This is a genomic window from Duganella sp. LjRoot269 (genome assembly GCF_964254095.1).
GTDB classification, from domain to species: domain Bacteria; phylum Pseudomonadota; class Gammaproteobacteria; order Burkholderiales; family Burkholderiaceae_D; genus Rugamonas; species Rugamonas hordei.
In genome coordinates this window covers 2,252,443-2,278,071 of the sequence record NZ_CAXUSL020000001.1, presented here as the reverse complement: position 1 = coordinate 2,278,071, position 25,629 = coordinate 2,252,443, and the positions used below count along the sequence as shown (strand labels likewise).

The 25,629-nt window shown below is 64.1% G+C and carries 23 protein-coding genes; 6 read left to right on the top strand and 17 right to left on the bottom strand.

Going from position 1 to position 25,629, the window contains the following annotated elements; genetic code table 11:
* Positions 1 to 8 precede the first annotated feature (8 nt).
* From ACSQ3S_RS10100 to ACSQ3S_RS10090, 3 genes are all read right to left on the bottom strand, one after another.
* Positions 9 to 221 (bottom strand): helix-turn-helix transcriptional regulator, encoded by a 213-nt coding sequence (locus ACSQ3S_RS10100; RefSeq protein WP_176655206.1) that lies wholly within the window; start codon positions 219 to 221, stop codon positions 9 to 11.
* On the bottom strand, positions 218 to 604 hold the full coding sequence (locus ACSQ3S_RS10095) for a hypothetical protein (protein ID WP_176655205.1): 387 nt from the start codon (positions 602 to 604) through the stop codon (positions 218 to 220). Before ACSQ3S_RS10095 ends, ACSQ3S_RS10100 begins: the two co-directional genes overlap by 4 nt.
* 92 nt (positions 605 to 696) lie before the next feature.
* Positions 697 to 1,551 carry a LysR family transcriptional regulator gene (locus ACSQ3S_RS10090; RefSeq protein ID WP_436142289.1) on the bottom strand — a complete coding sequence of 285 codons (855 nt, stop codon included), beginning with the start codon at positions 1,549 to 1,551 and terminating at the stop codon, positions 697 to 699.
* 94 nt (positions 1,552 to 1,645) lie between these two features.
* Between ACSQ3S_RS10090 and ACSQ3S_RS10085 the strand changes: the two genes are divergently transcribed.
* Complete coding sequence (locus ACSQ3S_RS10085) at positions 1,646 to 2,140, top strand: lipocalin-like domain-containing protein (RefSeq protein WP_436142288.1); 495 nt, start codon at positions 1,646 to 1,648, stop codon at positions 2,138 to 2,140.
* Here the strand turns inward: ACSQ3S_RS10085 and ACSQ3S_RS10080 are convergent.
* The 3 genes from ACSQ3S_RS10080 to lptF are packed head-to-tail and all read right to left on the bottom strand — an operon-like array spanning position 2,117 to position 4,791.
* Positions 2,117 to 2,506, bottom strand: a complete 390-nt coding sequence (locus ACSQ3S_RS10080; RefSeq protein ID WP_436142287.1) for a sirohydrochlorin chelatase — start codon at positions 2,504 to 2,506, stop codon at positions 2,117 to 2,119. The two genes, ACSQ3S_RS10085 and ACSQ3S_RS10080, sit on opposite strands and share 24 nt — an antisense overlap.
* Before the next feature lie 12 nt (positions 2,507 to 2,518).
* Positions 2,519 to 3,688: an LPS export ABC transporter permease LptG gene (lptG, locus tag ACSQ3S_RS10075; RefSeq protein ID WP_353404302.1), complete on the bottom strand. Its 1,170-nt coding sequence runs from the start codon at positions 3,686 to 3,688 to the stop codon at positions 2,519 to 2,521.
* Entirely contained in the window at positions 3,685 to 4,791 is a 1,107-nt protein-coding gene (gene lptF, locus ACSQ3S_RS10070; RefSeq protein WP_436142286.1) for an LPS export ABC transporter permease LptF, read from the bottom strand. Before lptF ends, lptG begins: the two co-directional genes overlap by 4 nt.
* 133 nt (positions 4,792 to 4,924) lie before the next feature.
* On the opposite strand from lptF, the gene ACSQ3S_RS10065 reads away from it, so the two are divergent.
* Positions 4,925 to 6,418, top strand: a complete 1,494-nt coding sequence (locus tag ACSQ3S_RS10065) for a leucyl aminopeptidase (RefSeq protein ID WP_176655200.1) — start codon at positions 4,925 to 4,927, stop codon at positions 6,416 to 6,418.
* On the opposite strand, the gene ACSQ3S_RS10060 is transcribed toward ACSQ3S_RS10065, so the two are convergent.
* From ACSQ3S_RS10060 to ACSQ3S_RS10050, 3 genes are read right to left on the bottom strand one after another with little or no spacing between them, the layout of a single operon-like run.
* Positions 6,415 to 6,867, bottom strand: a complete 453-nt coding sequence (locus tag ACSQ3S_RS10060; protein WP_176655199.1) for a hypothetical protein — start codon at positions 6,865 to 6,867, stop codon at positions 6,415 to 6,417. The genes ACSQ3S_RS10065 and ACSQ3S_RS10060 overlap by 4 nt on opposite strands.
* A 60-nt stretch (positions 6,868 to 6,927) precedes the next feature.
* On the bottom strand, positions 6,928 to 7,116 hold the full coding sequence (locus tag ACSQ3S_RS10055; protein ID WP_353404299.1) for a DUF1653 domain-containing protein: 189 nt from the start codon (positions 7,114 to 7,116) through the stop codon (positions 6,928 to 6,930).
* A gap of 8 nt (positions 7,117 to 7,124) precedes the next feature.
* Positions 7,125 to 7,532, bottom strand: coding sequence for a hypothetical protein (locus ACSQ3S_RS10050; protein ID WP_176655197.1), 408 nt, complete (start codon positions 7,530 to 7,532; stop codon positions 7,125 to 7,127).
* A gap of 399 nt (positions 7,533 to 7,931) precedes the next feature.
* Between ACSQ3S_RS10050 and xth the strand changes: the two genes are divergently transcribed.
* On the top strand, positions 7,932 to 8,696 hold the full coding sequence (gene xth, locus ACSQ3S_RS10045) for an exodeoxyribonuclease III (protein ID WP_436142285.1): 765 nt from the start codon (positions 7,932 to 7,934) through the stop codon (positions 8,694 to 8,696).
* Between the two features lie 4 nt (positions 8,697 to 8,700).
* Here the strand turns inward: xth and ACSQ3S_RS10040 are convergent, their stop codons facing one another.
* From ACSQ3S_RS10040 to prpB, 8 genes are all read right to left on the bottom strand, one after another.
* Positions 8,701 to 12,345, bottom strand: coding sequence for a sensor domain-containing protein (locus ACSQ3S_RS10040; RefSeq protein ID WP_436142284.1), 3,645 nt, complete (start codon positions 12,343 to 12,345; stop codon positions 8,701 to 8,703).
* A gap of 177 nt (positions 12,346 to 12,522) precedes the next feature.
* Positions 12,523 to 14,196: a cation acetate symporter gene (locus ACSQ3S_RS10035; RefSeq protein ID WP_353404295.1), complete on the bottom strand. Its 1,674-nt coding sequence runs from the start codon at positions 14,194 to 14,196 to the stop codon at positions 12,523 to 12,525.
* Positions 14,193 to 14,501 carry a DUF485 domain-containing protein gene (locus ACSQ3S_RS10030; protein WP_176655193.1) on the bottom strand — a complete coding sequence of 103 codons (309 nt, stop codon included), beginning with the start codon at positions 14,499 to 14,501 and terminating at the stop codon, positions 14,193 to 14,195. Before ACSQ3S_RS10030 ends, ACSQ3S_RS10035 begins: the two co-directional genes overlap by 4 nt.
* A 90-nt stretch (positions 14,502 to 14,591) precedes the next feature.
* Entirely contained in the window at positions 14,592 to 16,493 is a 1,902-nt protein-coding gene (locus ACSQ3S_RS10025; RefSeq protein ID WP_436142283.1) for a propionate--CoA ligase, read from the bottom strand.
* A 27-nt stretch (positions 16,494 to 16,520) separates the two neighbouring features.
* The gene (gene prpF / locus ACSQ3S_RS10020) at positions 16,521 to 17,711 is read right to left on the bottom strand and encodes a 2-methylaconitate cis-trans isomerase PrpF (protein ID WP_436142282.1); all 1,191 of its coding nucleotides are present in this window, start codon (positions 17,709 to 17,711) and stop codon (positions 16,521 to 16,523) included.
* Between the two features lies 1 nt (position 17,712).
* The gene (gene acnD, locus ACSQ3S_RS10015; protein WP_436142281.1) at positions 17,713 to 20,310 is read right to left on the bottom strand and encodes a Fe/S-dependent 2-methylisocitrate dehydratase AcnD; all 2,598 of its coding nucleotides are present in this window, start codon (positions 20,308 to 20,310) and stop codon (positions 17,713 to 17,715) included.
* Positions 20,310 to 21,455 carry a bifunctional 2-methylcitrate synthase/citrate synthase gene (gene prpC / locus ACSQ3S_RS10010; RefSeq protein ID WP_353404290.1) on the bottom strand — a complete coding sequence of 382 codons (1,146 nt, stop codon included), beginning with the start codon at positions 21,453 to 21,455 and terminating at the stop codon, positions 20,310 to 20,312. Before prpC ends, acnD begins: the two co-directional genes overlap by 1 nt.
* A gap of 22 nt (positions 21,456 to 21,477) precedes the next feature.
* Positions 21,478 to 22,365: a methylisocitrate lyase gene (gene prpB / locus ACSQ3S_RS10005; RefSeq protein ID WP_353404289.1), complete on the bottom strand. Its 888-nt coding sequence runs from the start codon at positions 22,363 to 22,365 to the stop codon at positions 21,478 to 21,480.
* 153 nt (positions 22,366 to 22,518) lie between these two features.
* On the opposite strand from prpB, the gene prpR reads away from it, so the two are divergent.
* From prpR to ACSQ3S_RS09990, 3 genes are all read left to right on the top strand, one after another.
* Positions 22,519 to 24,174 carry a propionate catabolism operon regulatory protein PrpR gene (gene prpR / locus ACSQ3S_RS10000; RefSeq protein WP_436142280.1) on the top strand — a complete coding sequence of 552 codons (1,656 nt, stop codon included), beginning with the start codon at positions 22,519 to 22,521 and terminating at the stop codon, positions 24,172 to 24,174.
* Positions 24,175 to 24,214: 40 nt separating this feature from the next.
* Entirely contained in the window at positions 24,215 to 24,676 is a 462-nt protein-coding gene (locus ACSQ3S_RS09995; protein ID WP_353404287.1) for a DUF6328 family protein, read from the top strand.
* 64 nt (positions 24,677 to 24,740) lie between these two features.
* Entirely contained in the window at positions 24,741 to 25,628 is an 888-nt protein-coding gene (locus ACSQ3S_RS09990; RefSeq protein ID WP_436142279.1) for an alpha/beta fold hydrolase, read from the top strand.
* Position 25,629 lies beyond the last annotated feature (1 nt).

Below are 25,629 nucleotides of genomic sequence, written 5' to 3'. Positions count from 1 at the left end.
CTTCGTCCCTAGGCGCCACCACCGGCTTTTCGATTGAATAGAAAAATGTCCTCTATCCGCATTGCGAATAGCTCGGCGATGGAAAACGCCAGCGCCAAGCTGGGCTCATAGCGTTCAGTTTCAATTGCATTCACGGACTGTCGTGACACCCCCAGGCGTGTCGCGAGGTCGCCCTGTGTCCAACCTTGCTGAGCACGGAGTTGCGGAAGAATGTTCTTCATTTTGCCTCGAACCACAACCTGAGCATCTGAACATTGAATAAACTCCAGCCGATGATATGCACCCACATCATGCTGAGTTTTGGGAAGCCTAGCAGCTCAAGAAAAAAGTAAATCATGGATAGCATCGCTACCGTAATGGCGGTGAGCGTTGCCGCTTGTAACGTCCGCTGTTTTACGTACTCATCGGATGATTGGTAGAGCCAATAGCTCACCGCAAAAATCAGCATCCCCGGCGCTATGGGTGCAATCACAAGGCAATCGCGGATATTACCTTTTGGCATAGCAATGTATGCCCAAATGGCCACGCCCAAGGCACACCAATATGCCCACTGACTCCATAAAATTGCACTTACCGCACTACGCGAAAATTTAGTGTAGGCCATCTGGACCTCCTCGTGATGTAAAGCATGCTTTACTATGACGCGAAGGAGACCGCTTGTCAAGCAAGCTTTACATGCCATGCGACCGTCCAGGTTCAGGCAATGAACAGGGCAATCAGTTCGTCGGCCACCGCGCGCACCGGCGCGGCGCGGCGCACGTCCTCGTGCATGACGATCCACAGCTTGCGCTTGACCGGGCAGGCCGGCGTGTCGATGGCGACCAGGTCGCCGCGCTGGATGGATGAGAAGTATTCGGGCAGCACCGCCACGCCGCAGCCGGCCTGCGCCGCCTGGAACAGGGCACCCAGGTCGTTGGAGCGCAGGCAGTAGCGGCGCCCGCCGCGTATCTTTTCCAGCCACTGGTGCTGCGGCGTGTCCTGCATCAGCTCATCGTAGCCGACAAACTCCCATTGCTCCGGCGTGCGCGCCTCAAGGTAGGCGGCGCTGGCATACAGGCGATAGTGCACCGTCGTCAGCTCCCGTACCGCCAGTCCCGGCGCGGTGGGACGCCTGAAGCGCAGGGCGATATCCGATTCGCGCCGCATCAGGTCCGTCTCGCGCGCCTCGCCGCGCAAGTCCAGTTCTATTCCCGGCAGGCGATGCACGGCCGCCTTCAGGCGCGGTGCCAGCAAATAGGCCGCCAACGCCGGCGGCGCGGAAACCCGCACCTTGCCGCTCAGCGCCGCCGTGACGCTGGCCGCCCGCAGCAGTCCATGCAGACCCGCCTCCATCTGGCGCGCATGCGGCACCAGCGCCTTGCCGGCGGCCGTCAGCGACCAGCCCTTGGGGAAGCGGTCGAACAGCTTTACCGCGAGCGCGGTTTCCAGTGTATCGATGCGCCGCGCCACCGTGGTGTGCTCGACGCCGGCCGAACGCGCCGCGGCGGTCAGCGTACCCGCGTCGTGCAGGGCAAGGAAGTAGCGCAGGTCGTCCCAATCAGGTTGGCTCATTGTGCAATTATGCACACATATTGCACGCTTTTTGCCAATTTCGCTCAACCGCAGAAGCAGCTATCGTGGCCGCATCGTTATCAAGGAGATTGCCATGAAACTGCTGAACCGATTATTCTGCCTCGTCATGTGGGTGCCTGCAACGCAAGCAACGGCGGCTCCTGCGCCCGACTTTCCGCTGGCCGGCACCTGGACGCTGGTCGCCGCCGACCTGATACGGCCCGACGGCGTGCGCATTCGCGATTACGGCGACGCGCCGGCCGGCCTGATGATGATCGATGCGCAGGGCCGGTACACGGTGCAGATTTACCGCTCCGACCGGCCGCGCTTTGCCAGCGGCGACAAGAAAACCGGCACGCCGGCCGAATTCGAAGCGGCCATCATGGGCTCGAGCACGCACTTCGGCACCGTGGCCATCGACAGGGAGGCACACACGCTGACCTTCAGCATCGCCACGGCGGCTTTTTCAAATTGGGAGGGAACGCAGCAGAAGCGCAGCTACGAATTGAACGGCGATGAACTCAGCTACCGCGTGCCGGCCAGGCCGGACGGCTACATACCGCTGTCAGTCTGGCGGCGTGTGCGCTGACAGCGAGGCCACGCAGTAATCGGCCAGCGCGTTGAGCACGGCCGCGTTCTCGCCGGCCGCTTCGACCACGTCGATGGTCGCCTGCGGATAATCGATGCGCAATTGCTCCACCATCAGCGGCAGGTCGCGCAGCACATGACCGCCCTGCCCCAGGAACACCGGCACCACGGTGATGCGAGTGACGCCGCCGGCGGTCAACTCGGCCACCAGTTCAGGCAGCCGTGGCGTCATCAACTCGAGGAAGGCCAGCGCCACGCGCACTTCCGGCATGCGCGGCTGGGTCAGGTCGCGCAGCCGCTCGAACGGCGCGGCCCACGCCGCGGCACGGGCGCCGTGCGCGAACAAAACCAGGGCTTGCTTGCTCATCGTTTCAACCATCTAGTGCCGCTCCACCCACCACAAGGCCCATAGCGCCAGCAGCAGGAACAATAAACTCGGTGCGATCGCCGTCATGACCGCAGGCCAGGTGCTCAGCAAGCCCAGGTGAGAGAACAGCGTGTTCACCAGCAGGAAACTGACACCGATCATGATACCAACAAAGATCTTCAGACTCACGCCGCCGCTGCGCGTGTGCAGGTAGCCGAACGGCAGCGCCAGCGCCATCAGCACGAAGATCGCCAGCGGATCGAACAGCTTCTTCCAGAACGCGATCTTGAAGCGCTCGGTTTCCTGCTTGTTCTCCTGCAGGTGGCGGGTGTAGACCGCCAGCTCATTGGCCGACATGCGGTCCGGATCGGAGCCGGCCACCGACAGGATCTTCGGCGTGACCTCTGACAGCAGGTCCTTGCTGGCGCTGTGGCGGGTTTCGATCAGGCTGGTGTCCTGGGCGAAGTTGTTGGCCAGGTTGGCCTCGCTGCCCGGCTTCAGCAGCGCCGGGTTGGTGAACAGGTTTTCCGTCACATCCTGCAGCTGCCAGTTGTTGTTGCCTTTGAAGGTGCCGGTCTTGGCCAGCGTGATCGAGCGCAGGCGGAAGTTGGTATCGAACTCATACAGCTTGACGTCGATCAGCGTGCCGTCCGGCTTCACCTGGCGCACGTTGAAGAAGCGCGAGCCGGTCACGGTGCCGCTCATGCCGTCCGACTTGACGATATCCTTGGTCCACAGGCCGGAGCGGAACTCCGACGAAATCGCCGCGCCGCGCGCGCTCAGCTTGATTTTCTCCGCCAGCGGCGCGGTGCGCGGCGCCACCAGTTCGCCGAAGATGAAGGTGATAATCACCAGCACCACGCCGATCTTGGCCAGCATCCACGCCACCATCCCGGTCGACATGCTCGACGCCCGCATGATGGTGAATTCGGAAGTGGCCGCAAACTGCGCCATCGTGTAGATGGTGCCGATCAGCGCCGCCAGCGGCATCACCTCGTACACGTGGCCGGGCAGCTGCACCAGCACGTACAGGAAGGCATACTGGATCGCGTAGCCGTTCTTGCCCACCGAAGGCAGTTCGCCGGTCAGGTCCATGAAGGCCTGCAGCGCCAGGAAGGCAACCAGCACAAAGGCAACCGCCTGCAGGATCGAGACGGCGAAATAGCGTTGCAGGATTTTCATGGCGATACGGCTTTCTTGTCTGCGGCGCGCGAGCGCTTCAGCGCCGACAGCAGCGCCAGCGGATGGTAGCGGTGGTTCAGGTTCAGGCGCCAGGCGAACAAGCCCAGCACCAGCAGCGCGACCAGCAGGTGCAGCGGCCACCACGCCATGCCGAACGTGGACTTGCCCTGCTTGACGCTGGCCTCGACCAGCTTGACCACATTGCTGTAGCTGAAGAAGACCAGCAGCGCGATAATCAGGTTGGCGGAACTGCCGGCGCGCGGATTGACAAAGCCCAGCGGAATCGCCAGCAGTATCAGCACCAGGCAGGTCATCGGCTGGGCGATGCGCCACAGGATCTCGGCCTGCGCGAAGCTGCTCTTGTCGTTCAACAGCTGCATCGTCGGCACCGCGTTGATATTGCGTTCGGCGTCCAGTTCCTGGTTCTGGTTGGTCACGCGCATGCTGTAGCTTTCAAACTCCATGGTCTGGAAATCCGACTGCCCCGGCGTGCCCTGGTAGCGGCGGCCGTTCTTCAGCACCAGATAGCGCTCGCCTTTCGGCCCGGCGTTGATGACGCCTTCGCGCGCGACGATGACGGCGGTGCCGTGTTCATCGACCGTGTTGACAAATACGTTCTGCACCACGGCCGTCTTGCCGGCCACACCTTCGACGAAGAAGATGCGGTTGGCCGACGCCGATTCCTTGAACTGGCCCGGCGAAACCTTTTGCAGGTCCTCGCGCTTTTCGAAACGCTCCACGTACTCGGAGCTTTTCTGCTGCGCCCACGGGGTGGCGACAAAGCTCAGGGCCGCCGTCACCAGCACCAGCGGCAGGCCGAAGGTCAGCACCGGTGCTATCCATCGGGTCAGGCTCAAGCCGGAAGCGAACCACACCACCATCTCGGAATCGCGATAGCTGCGCGTGACGACCATCAGCACCGAAATAAAGCTGGTGAGGATGATGATAGTTGGCAGATAATTCAAGGCTGCAAAGGCAATCAGCGCGACCACGTCACTGGAGGCGACCTTGCCGCCGGCGGCCTTGCCGAGGACACCGATCAAGGTCCAGGTAACGCTAATACTGAACAGCACCGTGAAAGTAGCGCCGGCGGCACTGGTCATTTCACGTCGTAGGGCGCGTTGAAAGATCATTCGAAAGTTATAATTCGGTAGTTAAGGGCCCATCACGGGGCCACAAGATTAAATAACAGCCTGATAAACAGGCTGGCAATTCGTACACGACACGGAGAATCAAATGGACTTTAGCATAAAAGCATTCGACACAAAAAACACCATCGCCTCGGCCAAGGCCGGCGTAGTCGCCGTCGCCGTCTTCGAGAACAAGAAGCTGTCGCAGGCCGCCAAGGCGCTGGACGGCTCCGGTGAAATCACGGCTGCGCTCAAGTCCGGCGACATTTCCGGCAAAGCCGGCACCACCCTGCTGCTGCGCGGCGTGAAGGGCGCATCGGCCGAACGCGTGCTGCTGGTCGGCATGGGCAGCGACGACGCCGTCAGCGAAAAAAGCTTCGCCAGCGGCGTGTCCGCGGCGCTCAAGGCTTTCTCGGCCCTGGGCACGAGCGACGCTATTATCGCACTGCCGATGACCGAAGTGAAAGAGCGCGATGTCAACTGGGCGATCCGCTGCGTGGTGCAAAGCGCCCATGAAGGCGTGTTCCGCACCGACGGCCAGAAATCGAAGAAGGATCCGGCGGCGAGCGGCGTGAAGAAAATCGCGCTGGCCGTGGCCAGCAACGCCGGCACCAAGCTGGCGCTGGCGCAGGCCGTGGCGATCGCCAACGGCGTCGACCTGACCAAGGAGCTGGGCAACCTGTCGGCCAACGTCTGCACCCCGACCTACCTGGCCAACACCGCGAAAAAACTGGGCAAGGACTACAAGTTCGACGTTGAAGTGCTGGACCGCAAGCAGCTGGAAGCGCTGAAGATGAACAGCTTCCTGTCCGTGACCAACGGCAGCGAGCAGCCGCCGAAGTTCATCATCATCAAGCACATGGGAGGCAAACCGAAGGATGCGCCGGTGGTATTGGTCGGCAAGGGCATCACCTTCGACACCGGCGGCATCTCGCTGAAGGCCGGCCCCGGCATGGACGAGATGAAGTACGACATGGGCGGCGCGGCGTCGGTATTGGGCACTTTCCGCGCCATCGGCGAGATGAACCTGAAATTGAACGTGATCGGCGTGATCGCCTCGTGCGAGAACATGCCTTCCGGCCGCGCCACCAAGCCGGGCGACATCGTCACGTCGATGAACGGCCTGACCATCGAGATCCTCAACACCGACGCCGAAGGCCGCCTGGTGCTGTGCGACGCGCTGACCTACGCCGAGCGCTTCAACCCGGCCGCCGTGATCGACATCGCCACGCTGACCGGCGCCTGCATCGTCGCCCTGGGCCACCACAAGAGCGGCCTGTTCACGCGCGACGACGAGGTCCACAACAAGCTGGCCGACGAAATCCTCGCCGCAGGCAAGGCTTCCAGCGACACCGCATGGCGCCTGCCGATCGGCGAGGAGTACAACGAGCAGCTGAAGTCCAATTTCGCCGACCTGGCCAACATCGGCACGCCGGGCGGCGCGTCGTGCACGGCGGCGGCGTTCCTGGAGAACTTCACCCGCAAGTACACCTGGGCCCACCTGGACATCGCCGGCACCGCCTGGAAATCGGGCGGCGCGAAAGGCGCCACCGGCCGTCCGGTACCGCTGCTGTCGAACTTCCTGATCGGCCGTAGTTAATAAAGTGTGACCCCGGCAGCCGGCGGCGGCAGCGCATCGCGCTCCGCAGCCGGGTGCATCACCACCGTCAGCGTCGACGGATAGTCGTAGCCCGCCCCCGTGTTCTTGTCGATGAAATAGCCGACACCCGCCGTCAGCACCACATTCCCCCACAGATTGCCGTTCACCTTGGGATCGACCTTCTCGTACGCCCAGGCCGTACCGTCCTTGGCGCAGTCGATGCGCAGCGCGCCGGCGCTCTTGCGCAGCGTGACGCGCGCCGGCGTCGTGACAAACCATTTGCCGACGTCGTTGTACAGCACGCAGCCGACCCCGCCGATCTCGCGATGATCGAGCACGGTTTGCACCAGCACGTTCTGTTGGGTGGATTCAGTCAGCGAAGCGCAGCCGGCCAACATGGCCAGCACGGTCAACAACGCGGTCGACGCTGCAGCGGGGCGAAAATACATGGTCTGCCTCAGGATGAGTGGGTCAGACCAGTGTAGCAGCCCGCAAGCGGTTCTATTTGCTCAATCAAGAGGCGTAAAGCGTTGCACTTTTACGCCATCAACCTCGATTACTTCGAAAAACACATCTTTCGGCCGGGCCCAGACGGAACCGTTCGCGGCGCGATAGATGATCATGGTGCTGAGATCGGATTCCAGGGTGGCCTCGCACACCAGCTCGTAGAGACCACCCTTGTAATGCTTGAAGCGCATGCGCGGTATCAGGCGTTGTGACGTACCGGCGCCTCGGCAACAGCGCGCTCTTCCGCCTGTTCCTGCTGCTTCTTCTTCAGACCCTGCACCACTTTCAGGATATCGTCCATGCCGCGCTCGCCGCCCAGCGTCGAGAAGGCATCGAGCACCTCGTTCAGCACCTGGTTACGCACCGCAGCCTCGTCCGGGTTGATCACCGGTGGGCGCTGCACGGCGGCCTTGGCTTTCTCGATGGCTGCCGCCTCCTTCTGCGCGGCGGTCTTGCGGCCGCCCGGCGTCTTGCCATGTTCCAGCGCCGCCTGCCAGATTACCCAGCGGCGTTGGGTTTCGAAGACCAGATATTCATCCGGCTTGTCTTCACGGCGGCGGACGATGTGTCCGTCCTTCTGTGCCCACGTCTCAAATGCAGTTCGCATTTTCATTCCTTTGTAAACGCGCCACGCGCAATTCACTGTTAAAACTACAAGTTATTTCCGTATAGTACCATTTATTGTCGTCTCACAACACACAAATGTACACGTACCGTTGCTATTTGTCATTGCCTATCGGAAACACAAGTTTTCCGCTCATTTACAACAGTATATTTCTCTTTTGTCGTGTTGTCTTTAGTTACAGTTATCTTTTGATAACAACGAGACACTATTGGCAATTTTTTTTTGATTTCACATATTTTGCAACATTCTAGAGCCTCGAGGCGCGCACGCGAAGAGGTTTTCCATGTTTTTTTATAAAACTCGCCAAAATTACAACCCTATGTGTTAAATCAAGATACTGTAAGATTGGGCCATGCCCAAACCGCAAGGACACTGAATCAAATGAAACTAGCCACATGGAATGTTAACTCACTCAACGTTCGGCTGACGCACGTCTTGAAATGGCTCGAGGACAGCCCCGTCGACGTGCTCTGCATCCAAGAAACAAAATTAACTGACGACAAGTTCCCCGTCGCCGCGATCGAGGCCGCGGGCTACCACGTGGTCTACAGCGGGCAAAAGACCTACAACGGCGTCGCCATCCTGTCCAAACTGCCGATCGGCGACGTGGTCAAGAACAATCCGAAATACGAAGACCCGCAGCAGCGCATCCTGGCCGCCACCATAGCCGGCGTGCGCGTGGTCTGCGCCTACGTGCCGAACGGCCAGAGCGTCGATTCCGACAAATACGAGTACAAGCTGGCCTGGCTGTCCGCCTTCCACGACTGGATCCGCGAGGAAGCTGCCGCCCATCCGCAACTGGCGGTGCTGGGCGACTACAACATCGCGCCGGAAGACCGCGACGTCCACGATCCGGCCGCCTGGGCCGGGCAGGTGTTGGTGTCCGACAAGGAACGCGCCGCCCTCACCCGCCTGCTCGACATCGGCCTGACCGATTCCTACCGCCTGTTCGAACAGCCGGAGAAGTCGTTCAGCTGGTGGGACTACCGCGCGCTGGGCTTCCGCCTGAACAAGGGCCTGCGCATCGACCACATCCTGGTGTCGCCGGCGCTGGTGTCGCGCTGCAGCGCCTGCGTGATCGACCGCGTGCCGCGCAAATGGGAACAGCCGTCCGACCACGCGCCGGTGATCGCCACCTTCGACTAAGCGGCTACAGCCGGGGCAGCAGCAGCTGGGCCGTCGCGTGCGGCACCGGCTGCGAGAACAGGTAGCCCTGCGCGTACTGGCAGCCGTCGCGCTGCAGCAGCGCATACTGCCCCTCCGTCTCCACCCCCTCCGCCACCACCGACAGCTGCAGGCTGTGCGACAGCGCGATGATGGCCGACACGATGGCGCGGTCCTCCGCGCTCTCTTCCAGTTCCTTGATGAAGGCGCGGTCGATCTTGATCTTCTTGACCGGGAAACGCTTCAGGTAGGCCAGGCTCGAATAGCCGGTGCCGAAATCGTCGATCGACAGGCGGATGCCCATGGCGTTGATCTGGCCCAGGATGTCCAGCGTCTGCTCGCCGTGCTGCATCAGCGCCGTCTCGGTGATCTCGAATTCGATCAGCGACGGATCGATGCCGGTTTCGTCGAGGATGGCGCGTATCGATTCGATCAGCCCCCGGTGCATGAACTGGCGCGGCGACAGGTTCACCGCCAGCGGCACCGGCGCCAGGCCGGCACGCAGCCACTCCATGCTCTGCCGGCAGGCCTGGCGTATCACCCATTCGCCGATCGGCACGATCAGGCCGTTCTCCTCGATGATGGGGATGAAGTGGTCCGGCAACACCAGCTGGCCGTCGCCGCGGCGCCAGCGCAGCAGCACTTCCATCGTATGCAAGCGGCGCGTGCCGATGTCCATGATGGGCTGGAAGTGCAGCTCGAATTCGTCCATCGCCAGCGCGCCGCGCAGACTGGTCTCCAGTTCGAAGTGCTGGGCCGCGGTCTGGTTCATCGCCTCTTTGAAGTACTGGTAATTGTTCCTGCCGCTGGCCTTGGCGTGATACATGGCGGCGTCGGCGTGGCGCATCAGCGTTTCGACGTCGGCGCCGTCGTCCGGATAGACGCAGATGCCGATCGACGGCGTGATGTGCAGGTTGCGCCCCTCCAGCGGGAAGCTCTCGGACAAGGCCTCGATGATCTTCTGCGCCACGTGGCTGGACTCGTCGGCCGAGCGTATGCCCGGCACCAGCACCACGAACTCGTCGCCGCCCAGCCGGGCCACGGTGTCGCTGGCGCGCACCGCGCGGCACAGGCGGCTGGCCACTTCCTTCAGCAGCTGGTCGCCCGTCATGTGGCCCAGCGAATCGTTGATGGTCTTGAAGCGGTCCAGGTCGATGAACATCACCGCCAGCTTGCGCTCGGAGCGCTGCGCCGCCAGCATCGCGCGGTCCAGCCGGTCCGACAGCAAGGCGCGGTTCGGCAGGCCGGTCAGGCTGTCGTGGTAAGCCATGTGGTGCACGCGCGCCTCGGCCTGGCGCCGCTCGACGATCTCGCCCTGCAGCAGCGCGTTGGCGCCCGCCAGTTCGGCGGTGCGCTCCAGCACCCGCACCTCCAGCTCGTCGCGCGCGCGGCTGACCGCCTCGGCCGCCTCGCGCCGCGCGGTGATGTCGTCCACCAGCCACACCGAGCGCCCGGTGGCCTGCGCCAGGTCGAACGGACGGCCCGACAGCCGCGCCCAGAACGTGCTGCCGTCCTTGCGCACCAGCTGGTACTCGGAGACGTTGACGCGGCCGGCGTGGAAGTCGCGCGCCGTCTCGGCGCGGGCCACTTCCCAGGCTTCCTTGTCGGCGTAGAAGGCTTGCACGCTCAGGTGGTTCATCTCGCCGGGGGCGTAGCCGAACAGCTCTTCCATCTTGGTGTTGCAGCGCAGGTTGTGGCCATGCTCGACCACCGAGATGCCCAGCACCGCGCTGTCGAGGATGGCCTGGTTTTCCAGCAGCGCGTTGCGCAGCGATTCCTCGGCGCGCTTTTGCTCGGTGCGGTCCTCGATGACCCAGATCGTCCCCTGCGTCGGGTCGTCCGGATTGACGACGTAGCCGATCAGCTGCGCCCACATCAAGGAGTCGTCCGCGCGGCGCATCTCCATCTCGGTCTGGAACGGCTTGCCGACCGACAGGAAGGGGTAGGCTTCGCCACCCAGCTTGTCGTAGGATTCCTGCGACGGATACAACGCGCGCCCCGGCAGGCCGAGGCCGGAATTGCCCTCGTAGCGGAACATCTCGGCGAAGCCGCGGTTGTAGCGCGTGATGATGCGGTTCTTGGTGAACAGGATGCTCATCGACGCGTTGGTCATGATCGCCTCGACTTCCATCTGCGTCTGGCGCGTGTGGGTCACGTCTTCCAGGATCCAGATGGTGCCGCCGTCGCTATGCTCGTCGTCCACCGCCTTGGCGCGCACGCGGCACCAGAACAGGCTGCCGTCCTTGCGTTTGAACTCGTATGCCTGCTTCTCGAACGGCTGGCCGGTGCCCAGCAGCGGCGCCGCCTCGCGGCCGAATTCCTCGTAATGCGCCGGCGACGGGAACACCATCGACGACGGCCGCCCGACCATCTCGTCGATGTCGTAGCCGAACATCTCGGCCATGCGCGGATTACAGCTCAGCATGACCTGCGCCTTGCTGAACAGGATGCCGACCGAGGCGTTGTCGAGGATCGCCTTCTGCTCCAGCAGCAGTTGCCGGGTCGCTTCCTCGTGCTGCTTCTGCGCGCTGCGGTCGTCGAAGATCCAGATCGTGTCCTGCTGCGTGCGGCCCGGATTGATCACGTAGCCGAAGGCATGGGCCCAGAAGGTGGTGCCGTCCTGGCGCCGCATCTCCATCTCGGCCTGGTAGGGCTTGCCGCGCGCCAGCAGGGGCCGGGCTTTCTTCACCACCGCGTCGAACGCTTCCTGCGATGGATATAGCGTCGACGTCAGCTGGCCGACGCCGTTCTCGTCGCTGAAGCCGAAGGCCTCGGCAAAGCGGTGGTTGTAGCGCAGGATGCGGTTGTCGCGCTGGAAGCCGATCGCCAGCGGCGCGCTGTCCATGATGGCCTGCATCTCCAGCAGCGCGCGGCGCAGTCTCTCTTCGTCGATGCGGTGCTCGTTGATGTCCTCGATGATCCACACCGTGCCGTCGCCGGTCTGGGCCGGGTCGATGGCGCGGCCGTACAGCCGTGCCCAGAACAGCGAGCCGTCCTTGCGCTTGAGCTGCGTCTCGGCCATGAAGGACAGGCCGCGCGACAACGGCGGCCCCGCTTCGCGGCCCAGCTGGATCAGGCTTTCCTCGTTCGGATAGGCCACCAGCGTCGAAGCGCCCTCCAGCTCATGGCGGCTGTAGCCCAGCATTTCGGCGCAGCGGATATTGCATTCCTGGATAAGGCCGTCCTTGCTGAACAAGATGCCGACTGCGGCATTTTCCAGGATGGCCTGCTGCTCCATCAGCGCCTTGCGCAACGCGCGCTGGTCGCGTTCGACGTCGCTGATATCGTGGAACACGATGGTGGCGCCCTGCACCGCCGAACCGGCCGGCAGCGGCTTGGTCCAGGCCTGCACGGACAGGTATGAGCCGCTGGCGCACGTCAGGCAGCTGTCCCAGCGCTGGCCGGCCCCGCTGGCCGCCAGGGCGGCATCCAGTTGCGCCACGCTGGCTGTACGCACGTGGCGCGCAAAAAGGTCGGCCGCCGGACGGCCGCAGGGATCGAAGCCGAGCAAGGTCACCAGCTCCGGGTTCACCGCGAGCACGATGCCCTCGGTGCTGTACGCGCAGGCAGGCACGCCGATCAACGCGATGGCGTCCGCTACGAAATCCGGATGGGTCGAAACTCGATTCATGTACACCAGGGCATCCAATGGAAGATGCCACCTCATCCATTACTTCACGGCAGCATAGTTGGCAGATGATAAACCACATTGGAGGCATTAGCCATCGCGCGCACCGAGACCTGCCCCTAAAAACGACAATGCCCGCCGAAGCGGGCACCATCCTGATCCCACCTCTTGTCAATTGTATCAGTGAGCACTGGCTCCGGCCGCGCCGATACCGGTCTCGGAGCGCATTTGCTGCGCCTCGTAGCCGGCGCGGTCGATGCGGGCGCGCGCGCTTTGATCCAGCATCGAGAACAGCCAGATGCTGACAAAGGCGGCCGGCATCGAGAAGATGGCCGGCGACGCGTAAGGGAACAGCGCGTCGGCATGGCCGAGCACATCGACCCACACCGACTTCGACACCACGGTCAGGACCACGGCGGTGAGCAGGCCGACGAAGCCGCCGACGGTGGCGCCGCGCGTGGTGCAATCCTTCCACAGCACCGACATGAACAGCACCGGGAAATTGGCCGAGGCGGCGATGGCAAACGCCAGCGAGACCATGAACGCGATGTTCTGCTTCTCGAACACGATGCCCAGCACCACGGCGACGACGCCCAGCGCGACGGTGGTCAGGCGCGACACATACAGCTCATTGGCGCTGCTGGCCTTGCCCTTCTTGATGACGGTGGCGTACAGGTCGTGCGACACCGCCGAGGCGCCCGACAGCGTCAGGCCGGCCACCACCGCCAGGATGGTGGCGAACGCCACGGCCGAGATGAAGCCGAGGAAGACGTTGCCGCCCACCGCCTTGGCCAGGTGGATGGCCGCCATGTTATTCCCGCCCAGCAGCTTGCCGGCGGCGTCCTTGAACTCGGGGTTGGTGCTTACCAAAACGATGGCACCGAAGCCGATGATGAAGGTCAGGACATAGAAGTAGGCGATCCAGCTGGTGGCCCAGAACACCGACTTGCGCGCTTCCTTGGCGCTCGGCACGGTGAAGAAGCGCATCAGGATGTGCGGCAGTCCGGCGGTGCCGAACATCAGCGCCATGCCGAACGAGATCGCCGACACCGGATCCTTGATGAAGGTGCCGGGGCCCATGATGGCGTCCTTCTTGGCATGCACCTCAACCGACTTGGCGAACAGCGCCTCCGGGCTGAAATTGAACTGTGCCAGCACCACGAAGGCCATGAACGTGGCGCCGCCGAGCAGCATGACGGCCTTGATGATCTGCACCCAGGTGGTGGCGGTCATGCCGCCGAACAGCACGTAGACCATCATCAGCGTACCGACCAGCACCACCGCGATCCAGTATTCCAGGCCGAACAGCAGCTTGATCAGCTGGCCAGCGCCGACCATCTGAGCGATCAGGTAGAACGCCACCACCACCAGCGTGCCGGAGGCGGAGAAGATGCGGATCGGCGCCTGCTTGAAGCGGTAGGCCGCCACGTCGGCGAAGGTGAAGCGCCCCAGGTTGCGCAGGCGCTCGGCCATCAGGAAGGTGATGACCGGCCAGCCGACCAGGAAGCCGATGGCATAGATCAGCCCATCGTAACCGTTGAGGAACACGGCGGCGGAGATGCCGAGGAAGGACGCGGCCGACATATAGTCGCCGGCGATGGCCAGGCCGTTCTGGAAGCCGGTGATGCCGCCGCCGGCGGTGTAGAAGTCGGCCACCGATCGGGTCTTGGCGGCAGCCCATTTGGTGACGAACAGCGTGAACACGACGAACACGCCGAACATGGTGATCGCGGTCCAGTTGACAGGTTGCTTCACCGCCTGGCCCAGGTCGGCGCCGGCCGCCAGCGCCGCGCCGCTGGCGCCCAGCAGCGTCAGCGCCGCCAGCCAGCCCAGTCTGCGTCGGACGGCGTTCATGCCCGCACCCGCTGATGAATGGCCAGTGTCAGTTCATCGAACTGCTTGTTGGCGCGCCGTACATAGATGCCCGTGATGAGCACCGTGAACACGATGACGAACAGGCCGATCGGCATGCCCCAGGTCATCACGCCCGCGCCGGTTTTCGACGCGAGCAATTCCTTGTCGAATGCGATGAGCACGATATAGCCGTAATACACCAGCATCATCACCGCCGTCAGCGCCCAACCGAAACGCGACCGTACCTTGACCAGCTGATGGTAGCTGGGATCGCCCTTGATTTTTTGAACCAGATCGTCATGCATTGTGTGTCTCCTGTAGTGGTATGTGCCCGTGTTTTTTCCGAGCTTGAATCCACAATACATGACGAGACTTACCGGCCTCTTACGCCGTCATTATTTCGATACACAGTCCTGCAGCACGTGCTGTATCTGTTGCAGCGAAGCGGGATCTTCAATCGCCGTCAGGTCGCCCGGATTGCGACCTTCGCAGACGGCCTGTATCGAGCGGCGCAACAGCTTGCCGGAGCGGGTCTTGGGCAGCTGCGGCACGAAGTACACGCGCGCCGGCCGCGCCACGGCGCCCAGCTGGTGATCGACCACGCCCAGGATCTCGCGCTCCAGCGCCGCGCGTCCCGCCTCGGTGGCGATCTGTTCGCCGTGCCTGACGATGACGAAGGCAACCGCCACCTGTCCCTTGAGCTTGTCCTCCACGCCCACCACCGCCACTTCCGACACGTTCGCATGGCTGGAGATGGACTCCTCGATTTCGCGCGTGCCGAGCCGGTGGCCGGCAACGTTGATCACGTCGTCCGTGCGGCCGAGGATGAAGTAATAGCCGTCGGCGTCGCGCACGCCCCAGTCGAAGGTCGAGTAAACCTGGCGGCCGCCGAAGGTGGACCAGTAGGTATCGACAAAGCGCCGGTCGTCGCCGTAGACGGTCTGCATGCAGCCCGGTGGCAGCGGGCCTTCGATCACCACCACGCCCTTTTCGTTGGCGCCGCATTCCTCGCCGGTGGATTCGTTGAGCAGCTTGACCTGGTAGCCGTACATCGCCACGCCGGGACTGCCGAAGCGCGTCGGCAAATCCTCGACGCCCTTGGCGATCGACAGGATGGGCCAGCCGGTTTCGGTCTGCCAGTAGTTGTCGATGACGGGCACGCCCAGTTCACCGGCGATCCATTCCGAGGTGGTCTCGTCCAGCGGCTCGCCCGCCAGGTACAACGCGCGCAGCGACGACAGGTCGTACTTGCGCATGAATTCGACCGGATGCTTGCGCAGCACGCGGATTGCCGTGGGCGCCGAGAACATGCGGGTGACCTTGTACTTTTCGACGATGCTCCACCAGATGCCGGCGTCGGGACAGACCGGCACTCCCTCGTACATGATGGTCGCCATGCCGGCGATCAGGGGACCGTAGACGATATAGGAGTGGCCCACCACCCAGCCGATATCCGAGGTGGCGAAGAAGGTCTCGCCGGCCTTGCCGCAGAAGTTGTACTTCATCGACGAGGCCAGCGCCACCGCATAGCCGCCGACGTCGCGCTGCACGCCCTTCGGCTTGCCGGTGGTGCCGGAGGTGTACAGGATGTAGGACGGCTCGTTCGATTCCAGCCAGGTCACCGGCACGCGCGCATCCAGGTGGGCGGCGCGCAGGCCGGCGTAATCCTCGTCGCGGCCGGCCACCAGTTCCATCGCCGCCAGTCCGCGGTCGACCAGCAGCACCTTGGCCGGCCTGGCGGACGACAGCGCTATCGCCTCGTCCAGCAGGTGCTTGTACGGAATGGCCTTGCCGTTGCGCGAGCCGGCGTCGGCGGAGACGATCAGCACCGGCCTGGCGTCGTCGATGCGGCTGGCCAGGCTGTTGGCGGCAAAGCCGCCGAATACCACCGAATGGATCGCGCCGATGCGCGCACAGGCCAGCATCGCGAACGCCGCCTCGGCGATCATCGGCATGTAGATCAGCACACGGTCGCCGCGGCCCACGCCCAGCGCCAGCATCACGGCGGCGCAGCGTTCCACTTCGGCCTGCAATTCGTTGAACGAATAGGTGCGCTCGGTATTGGTCTCGGTCGAGATGGCGATCAGCGCCGCCTTGTCGCCCTGCGTGGCGCACCAGCGGTCGACTGCGTTGTGGCACAAGTTGGTCCGTCCGCCGACGAACCACCTGGCGAACGGAGGGTGCGAATAATCGAGTACCTGCGTGCAGGGTGTGTCCCAGGTTATGAGCGCCGATTCGTCTTGCCAGAATTGTTCAGGCGTGACGATAGAGCGCTGATAGAAATCAGCGTATTTCATATCTCCTCCGTTGTGGGTGTAAGCCGCTTAGAACGTATTGCCGGGTATGCGTACCCAACCTTCCATCAGCACGCGCGCGCTACGGCTCATGACCGCTTTTGTTACGCTCCACTCGCCGTTCTGCCATGTCGCCTGCGCGCCGACGCGCAAGGTGCCGGACGGGTGGCCGAAGCGCACCGACTCGCGCGCGCCGCCGCCGGCTGCCAGGTTGACCAGGGTGCCCGGTATCGCCGCCGCCGTGCCGATGGCCACAGCGGCCGTGCCCATCATCGCGTGATGCAGCTTACCCATCGACATGGCGCGCACCAGCAGGTCGACGTCGGTGGTGCCGACTTCCTTGCCGCTGGAGGACGTGTACGGCGCCGGCTTGGCGACGAACGCCACCTTCGGCGTGTGCTGGCGCGTGGCCGCGTCGTCGATGTGGCGGATCAGTCCCATGCGCAGCGCGCCGTGGGCGCGTATCAGCTCGAAGCGCGCCAGCGCCTTGGGATCGCTGTTGATCGCATCCTGCAGCTCGGTGCCGGTGTAGCCGATGTCTTCGGCATTGACGAAGATGGTCGGGATGCCGGCGTTGATCATGGTCGCCTTCAGCGTGCCGACGCCGGGCACCTCCAGTTCGTCGACCAGTTGGCCGGTCGGGAACATCGAGCCTCCGGCGCCCTCTTCCTCCGCCGCCGGGTCCATGAACTCGAGCACGACTTCGGCCGCCGGGAAGGTCACGCCGTCGAGTTCGAAGTCGCCGGTCTCCTGCACCTCGCCGTCGGTCATCGGCACGTGGGCGATGATGGTCTTGCCGATATTGGCTTGCCATACACGCACCACGGCCGTGCCGTCGCGCGGAACGCGGGCCGGATCCACCAGGCCGCCGCTGATGGCGAACGCGCCGACCGCCGCCGACAGGTTGCCGCAGTTGCCGCTCCAGTCGACGAAGGCCTTGTCGATGGCGACCTGGCCGAACAGGTAGTCGACATCGTGGTCGGGCCTGGCGCTCTTGGCCAGGATCACGGTCTTGCTGGTGCTGGAGGTGGCGCCGCCCATGCCGTCGATCTGCTTGCCGTACGGGTCGGGACTGCCGATCACGCGCAGCAGCAAGGCGTCACGCGCGGCGCCAGGCTGCTGTGCCGCTTCGGGCAGGTCCTGCAGGCGGAAGAACACGCCCTTGCTGGTGCCGCCACGCATATAGGTGGCGGGGATCTTGATTTGAGGTTGATGAGCCATATCAGGCCGCCTTCACGGATTCGAGGAAGTCCTGCGCGAAACGCTGCAGCACGCCGCCGGCTTCGTAAATAGACACTTCTTCCGCCGTATCGAGGCGGCAGATCACCGGCACTTCGACACGTTCGCCGTTCTTGCGGTTGACCACCAGCGTCAGCGTCGAACGCGGCGTGCGCTCGCCGATCACGTCATAGGTCTCGGTGCCGTCCAGCGCCAGCGTCAGGCGGTTCACGCCCGGCAGGAATTCCAGCGGCAGCACCCCCATGCCGACCAGATTGGTGCGGTGGATGCGCTCGAAGCCCTCGGCCACGATCGCCTCCACGCCCGCCAGCCGCACGCCCTTGGCCGCCCAGTCGCGCGACGAACCCTGGCCGTAGTCGGCGCCGGCGATGACGATCAGCGGCTGCTTGCGCTCCATGTAGGTTTCGATGGCTTCCCACATGCGCGTGACCTTGCCTTCCGGTTCCACGCGCGCCAGCGAACCGGCTTTGACCTTGCCGTCCGCGTCGCGCACCATCTCGTTCTTCAGCGTCGGATTGGCGAAGGTGGCGCGTTGCGCGGTCAGGTGGTCGCCACGGTGGGTGGCGTAGGAATTGAAGTCCTCTTCCGGCAGGCCCATTTTCGCCAGGTACTCGCCGGCCGCGCTGTCGAGCATGATGGCGTTCGACGGCGACAGGTGGTCGGTGGTGATGTTGTCGCCCAGGACCGCCAGCGGACGCATGCCCTTCAGCGGACGCGCGCCGGCCAGCGCGCCTTCCCAATACGGCGGACGGCGGATGTAAGTGGTCTGCGGACGCCAGTCGTACAGCGGTTTGACCTTGATGCCGTCGTCCTCCTGTTTGGCGAACATCGGGATGTAGACCTTGTTGTACTGCGCAGGCTTGACGCTGGAGGCGACCAGCGCGTCGATTTCCTCGTCCGTCGGCCAGATGTCTTTCAGCGTTACCGGCTGACCATTGCTGTCGATGCCGAGGATGTCCTTCTCGATGTCGAAGCGTATCGTGCCGGCGATGGCGTAGGCCACCACCAACGGCGGCGATGCCAGGAAAGCCTGCTTGGCGTACGGGTGGATGCGGCCGTCGAAATTGCGGTTCCCCGACAGCACGGCTGTGGCATACAGGTCGCGGTCGATGACTTCCTTCTGGATGACAGGGTCGAGCGCGCCGGACATGCCGTTGCAGGTGGTGCAGGCATAGGCCACCACGCCGAAGCCCAGCTGCTCCAGCTCGGGCATCAGGCCCGCCTCTTCCAGATACAGCGTCACGGTCTTGGAGCCGGGCGCCAGCGAGCTTTTCACCCACGGCTTGCGGGTCAGCCCGCGCGCGTTGGCGTTGCGGGCCAGCAGGCCGGCGGCGATCATGTTGCGCGGGTTGTTGGTGTTGGTGCAGCTGGTGATGGCGGCGATGATGACCGCGCCGTCGGGCATCAGGCCCGGTTCATTTTCAACCACGCCGCTGATGCCGCGCGCGGCCAGTTCGGAGGTCGGCACGCGGTTGTGCGGATTGGACGGGCCGGCGATGGTGCGCACCACCGACGACAGGTCGAACTTCAGGACGCGCTCGTATTCGGCTGTTGCCAAAGCGTCGCCCCACAGGCCGGTTTCCTTCGCGTACAGCTCGACCAGCTTGACCAGTTCGTCGTCGCGGCCGGTCAGCTTCAGGTACTTGATGGTCTGCTCGTCGATGTAGAACATCGCGGCGGTGGAGCCGTATTCCGGCGCCATGTTGGAGATGGTCGCGCGGTCGCCCAGGGTCAGGTGGGCGGCGCCTTCGCCGAAGAATTCCAGGTAGGAGGACACGACCTTCTGCTTGCGCAGGAATTCGGTCAGCGCCAGCACGGTGTCGGTGGCGGTGATGCCCGGTTGCGGCTTGCCCGTCAGCTCGACGCCGATGATGTCCGGCAGGCGCATCCACGACGCGCGCCCCAGCATCACGCTCTCCGCTTCCAGCCCGCCGACGCCGATGGCGATCACGCCCAGCGCGTCGACCATCGGCGTATGCGAGTCGGTGCCGACCAGCGTGTCCGGGAAGGCCACGCCGTCCACCGCCTGGATGACGGGTGACATGCGTTCCAGGTTGATCTGGTGCAGGATGCCGTTACCCGGCGGGATCACGTCGACGTTCTTGAACGCCTTCTTGGTCCAGTTGATGAAGTCGAAGCGGTCTTCGTTGCGGCGGTCTTCGATCGCGCGGTTCTTGTCGAAGGCATCCGGATCGAAGCCGCCGCATTCGACGGCCAGCGAGTGATCGACCACCAGCTGCGTCGGCACCACGGGATTGACCAGCGCCGGATCGCCGCCTTGCAGCGCGATCGCGTCGCGCAGGCCGGCCAGGTCGACCAGCGCGGTCTGGCCGAGGATGTCGTGGCACACCACGCGCGCGGGGAACCATGGGAAGTCCAGGTCGCGCTTGCGTTCGATCAGCTGCGACAGCGAGGCGTTGAGCGTGGCCGGATCGCAGCGGCGCACCAGGTTTTCCGCCAGCACGCGCGAGGTGTACGGCAGCTTGGCCCAGGCGCCAGGCTGGATCGCATCGACGGCGGCGCGCGCGTCGAAGTAATCCAGCTTGGTGCCGGGCAGGGATTTACGGAATTGGGTATTCATTATTGACGGTCCTTGATCGGAACGAACTTCAGGTCCTCGGGACCGACGTAGTTCGCGCTTGGACGAATGATCTTGTTGTCAATGCGCTGCTCGATGATGTGCGCGGCCCAGCCGGACGTGCGCGAGATGACGAACAGCGGCGTGAACATGGCGGTCGGCACGCCCATCATGTGGTACGACACGGCCGAGAACCAGTCCAGGTTCGGGAACATCTTCTTGATGTCCCACATCACGGTTTCCAGGCGCTCGGCGATGTCGAACATCTTCATCGAGCCGGCTTCCTGCGACAGCTTGCGCGCCACTTCCTTGATCACCACGTTGCGCGGGTCGGAGATGGTGTACACCGGGTGGCCGAAGCCGATCACGACTTCCTTGTTGGCGACGCGGTTGCGGATGTCCGCTTCGGCTTCGTCGGCGTTTTCGTAGCGCTTCTGGATCTCGAAGGCGAATTCGTTGGCGCCGCCGTGCTTGGGACCGCGCAGCGCGCCGATCGCGCCGGTGATGGCGGAGTGGATGTCCGAACCGGTGCCGGCGATGACGCGGCTGGTGAAGGTGGAGGCATTGAACTCGTGTTCCGCGTACAGGATCAGCGAGGTGTGCATCGCCTGGACCCAGCTGTCGGACGGCTTCTCGCCGTGCAGAAGGTGCAGGAAGTGGCCGCCGATGGAGTCGTCGTCGGTTTCGACGTCGATGCGCTTGCCGTTGTGGCTGAAGTGGTACCAGTACAGCAGCATCGAGCCGAACGACGCCATCAGGCGGTCGGCGATGTCGCGCGCGCCCGGCACGTTGTGGTCATCCTTTTCCGGCAAGGTGCAGCCGAGCACCGACACGCCGGTGCGCATCACGTCCATCGGGTGGGCCGATGCGGGCAATGCTTCCAGCGCGGCCTTCAGCGACTGCGGCAGGCCGCGCAGCGATTTCAGCTTGGTCTTGTAGCCTTTCAGTTCGGCGGCGGTCGGCAGTTTGCCGTGCACCAGCAGGTAGGCGATTTCTTCAAACTCGCAGGTGCTGGCGACGTCGAGGATGTCGTAGCCGCGATAGTGCAGGTCGTTGCCGGTCTTGCCGACGGAGCACAGTGCCGTGTTACCGGCGGTGACGCCCGACAGGGCAACGGATTTTTTTGGTTTGAAGGTGGCTTCGGTCATTTCAGGGTCTCCTCGATTTCAATTATTTTTTCTGTGCAGCGAACAGGGCATCCAGCTTCTGCTCGAAGCTGTGGTAGTTGATGCGTTCATACAGTTCGGCACGGGTCTGCATGGTGTCGACGACGTTCTGCTGCGTGCCGTCGCGGCGGATCGCGCCGTAGACGTTTTCCGCGGCCTTGTTCATCGCGCGGAAGGCCGACAGCGGATACAGTACCAGGCCGACATCGGCGCTGCGCAACTCGTCCACGGTGAACAGCGGCGTCGAGCCGAATTCGGTGATGTTGGCCAGCACCGGCACCTTGACGGCGGCGGCGAATTTCTTGTACATGTCCAGGCTGATCATCGCTTCCGGGAAGATCATGTCGGCGCCCGCTTCAACGCAGGCGACGGCGCGTTCGATCGCGGCGTCCAGGCCTTCGACGGCCAGCGCGTCGGTGCGGGCCATGATGACGAACTGGTCGTCGGTGCGCGCATCGACGGCGGCGCTGATGCGGTCGACCATCTCCTGCTTGGTGACGATCTCCTTGCCCGGACGGTGGCCGCAGCGCTTGGCGCCGACCTGGTCTTCGATGTGCATGGCGGCGGCGCCGAACTTGATCATCGACTTGACGGTGCGCGCCACGTTGAAGGCGGAGGCGCCGAAACCGGTATCCACGTCGACCAGCAGCGGCAGGTCGCACACGTCGGTGATGCGGCGCACGTCGGTCAGCACGTCGTCCAGGTTGGAGATGCCCAGGTCTGGCAGGCCCAGCGAGCCGGCCGCGACGCCGCCGCCCGACAGGTAGATGGCCTTGAAGCCGGCGCGCTTGGCCAGCAAGGCATGGTTGGCGTTGATCGCGCCGACCACCTGCAACGGGGATTCCTCTTGAACGGCTTTGCGGAACGCGGCGCCTGCGGAGTATGAACTCATGTTGTGACCTTTCAATGTTGCGGTGAAGTTGTGCTTACTAGTGCAAAGGGCGTGCCAGAGTATCAGTCCTTATAAATCAAACACTTGCGTCAAATCGACGTTTCAGCTTCGTTTCAATATGAAACATCGAAACGAATGCGTTACAATTGAAACATGCGCCATTCCACACCCCTGCCCTTCGACGCCAACGACAAACCGGTGATCTGGACGGTTTCCGTCTCGCGCCTGTACGACCTGTTCCGCGACATCACGCTGGAATACGACGACCTGGCGACCATCGAACCGATCAATCTCGGCTTCGACGAAGCGGCGCGCCATATCCGCGAACGCATGGCCACCGAGCGCTGCGACGCGGTCATCGCCGCCGGCTCCAACGCCGCCTACCTGAAGGGCCGGTTGTCGGTGCCGGTGGTGATCGCCAAGTTCAGCGGCTTCGACGTGATGCAGGCGCTGGCGCGGGCGCGGCGCGTGTCGGACCGCATCGGCATCGTCACCTATCAGGAAAAGCTGCCGGAGCTGGCCGAGTTTTCCGGTACCTTCGGTTTCGACGTGGCGCAGCGCACCTACGCCACCGAAGAGGATGCGCGCGCGCAGATCCACGACCTGAAGGCCGCCGGCATCAAGGCCATCGTCGGCGCCGGCCTGATTACCGACCTGGCCGAGGAAGCGGGACTGACCGGCGTGTTCGTCTACTCCGCCGCCTCGATCCGCCACGCCTTCGACGACGCGCTGGAAATGGCGCGCCTGACGCAGCTGGAGTCGAACCGCAGCCGCGCGCGCGGCGCCGTGGTGGCGGACACGCTGCGCGCCAAGCATGGCATCAACGACCTGCGCGGCGATTCCGATGCGATGGAAACGCTGCGGCAGGCCGTGGTGCTGTACGCGAAATCTCCGGCGACCGTGCTGATACAAGGCGAAACCGGCAGCGGCAAGGAACTGGTGGCGCAAGCCATCCATCGCGAAAGCCCGCGCACGCTGGGACAGAACCGGCCGTTCGTGGCCGTCAATTGCGGCGCGATCGCGGAATCGCTGCTGGAATCGGAGCTGTTCGGACACGAGGAAGGCGCGTTCACCGGCGCGCGCCGCGGCGGCCACGCGGGACTGTTTGAAGCGGCCAACCGCGGCACCCTGTTCCTCGACGAGATAGGCGAGATGCCGCTGACGCTGCAAACGCGCCTGCTGCGCGTGCTGGAAGAGCGCGAGGTGGTGCGCGTCGGCGGCACGCGGCCTATCGCCGTCAACGTGCGCATCATCAGCGCCACCCACTGCGACCTGGAGCAGCGCGTGCGCGAGGGCCGCTTCCGCGCCGACCTGTTCTACCGGCTGGCCGTGCTGCGGCTGTCGCTGCCGCCGCTGCGCGCGCGGCCGGAAGATGTGATGACGCTGGCCGAGTGGTCGCTGAAGAACGCGCTGGCCTCGCTGGGCGCGCGGCCGCATCCCAACCTGCACGCGGAGATAATGGCCTGCGCCCCGCTGCTGCAGCGCTACGATTGGCCCGGCAACGTGCGCGAACTGCGCAACCTGACCGAGCGCCTGGCGCTGTTCCTGGCCGCCGAGCCGCTGCAGGCGCTGACGCCGGCCTTCGTGCTCGGCGTGGCACCGGAACTGGCCGGCCTGGGCGCCGCACAGGCTGCCGTATCTTCCTCGCTCCCCGCGCTGTCCGGACCGGCGGCGGCCGGGCGCGCGGCGGCGGCCAGCGCCACCGACGTGCTGGCCCGCTTCGGCGGCCGGCGCGACGCGGCGGCGGACTACCTCGGCATCAGCCGCACCACGCTGTGGCGCAAGCTGCGCGCCGAGGCTGGAAAATAAGCGTGCGCCGGCGACCGGCGGCCGGCGCTAGAATCGGCCCATGCCGCCACCCGAACCCAACTCGCTGAAAGAACAACTGCGCAACATCATCGAGGAAGCGCGCATGGTGCTGCCCGGCATACAGGCGCTGTTCGGCTTCCAGACCATCGCCGTGTTCAACCAGCGCTTCGACGAACTGCCCGCCGCCGTGCAGGCCACGCACCTGTTCGCACTGGCCATGGTGGTGATCTCTATCGCACTGATCATGTCACCCGCCGCATGGCACCGCATCGTCGCGCCGCACCGCGTGTCGGAAGCCATCGTCAAGCTCTCGTCCCGCATGATCAGCGCCGCGCTCGTCCCGCTGGCGTTCGGGCTGGCGCTCGACATGTTCGTCGTGGTCTACCTGGTCAGCACCTCGGTGGCGATCAGCGCCGCCGCCTGCGTGCTGGCGCTGGCCTTGCTGCTGACGCTGTGGTTCGCCCTGCCGCTTATCACGGTAAAAAAACCGCTCATCAAGTAGCCGTCGCCGGCGCGCCGGCCGACCGTTAGCATGGCTTCACTTACCCACGCTAACGGAGATCACCATGCCACGCACGCTCATCAAAAGCATCGCCACCATCGCCGCCAGCCTGACGCTGGCCTATGCCGTCGCGCCGGCCGCGGCCGCCACCACGGCCCATCCCGCCTTCAAAGTCGACGTCAGCGGCAAGGGCGCGCCCATCATCCTGATTCCCGGCCTGGCCTCCGCCGGCGAAGTGTGGAATGGCACGGTCGCGCACTATTGCGGCGCCAAGAACCAGTGCCACGTGCTGACGGTCGCCGGCTTCGCCGGCGTGCCCGCCGTCGCAGGCCCGCTGTTGCCGGCCGTCGAGCAGCAGATCAGCGACTACATCTCCGCCAACAAGCTGGATCATCCCGTCGTCATCGGCCACAGCCTCGGCGGCTTCATCGGCATGAAGCTGGCGGCGGATCATCCCGACCAGGTCGGCCGCCTGGTCATCGTCGACACTTTGCCGGCGCTGGCCGCCGTCCAGATGCCCAGCATCACCGCTGCGCAAATGAAGGAAATGGCCGCCGGCATGCGTGCCCGCATGGAAGCGCAGGACGTCGAAGCCTACCGCGCCGGCCAGCAGAAAACGCTGGCCAGCATGATCAGCAAGCAGGAAGACATCGACCGCGCGCTGGGCTGGGGCAAACTGTCCGACCGCCCTACCGTCATCAACGCCATGACCGAGATGATGAGCGACGATATGCGCCAGGACATCAGCCGCATCAAGGCGCCGACGCTGGTGCTGGGCAGCTGGATCGCCTACAAGGACTACGGCACCAAGCCGATGTTCGAGCAGATGTACAAGGCGCAGTACCAGCAGCTGGCCGGCGTCAAGGTGGAGCTGGCGGACAACGCCCGTCACTTCATCATGTACGACGATCCAACTTGGATGTATGATCGTATCGATAACTTTTTGAAATAAG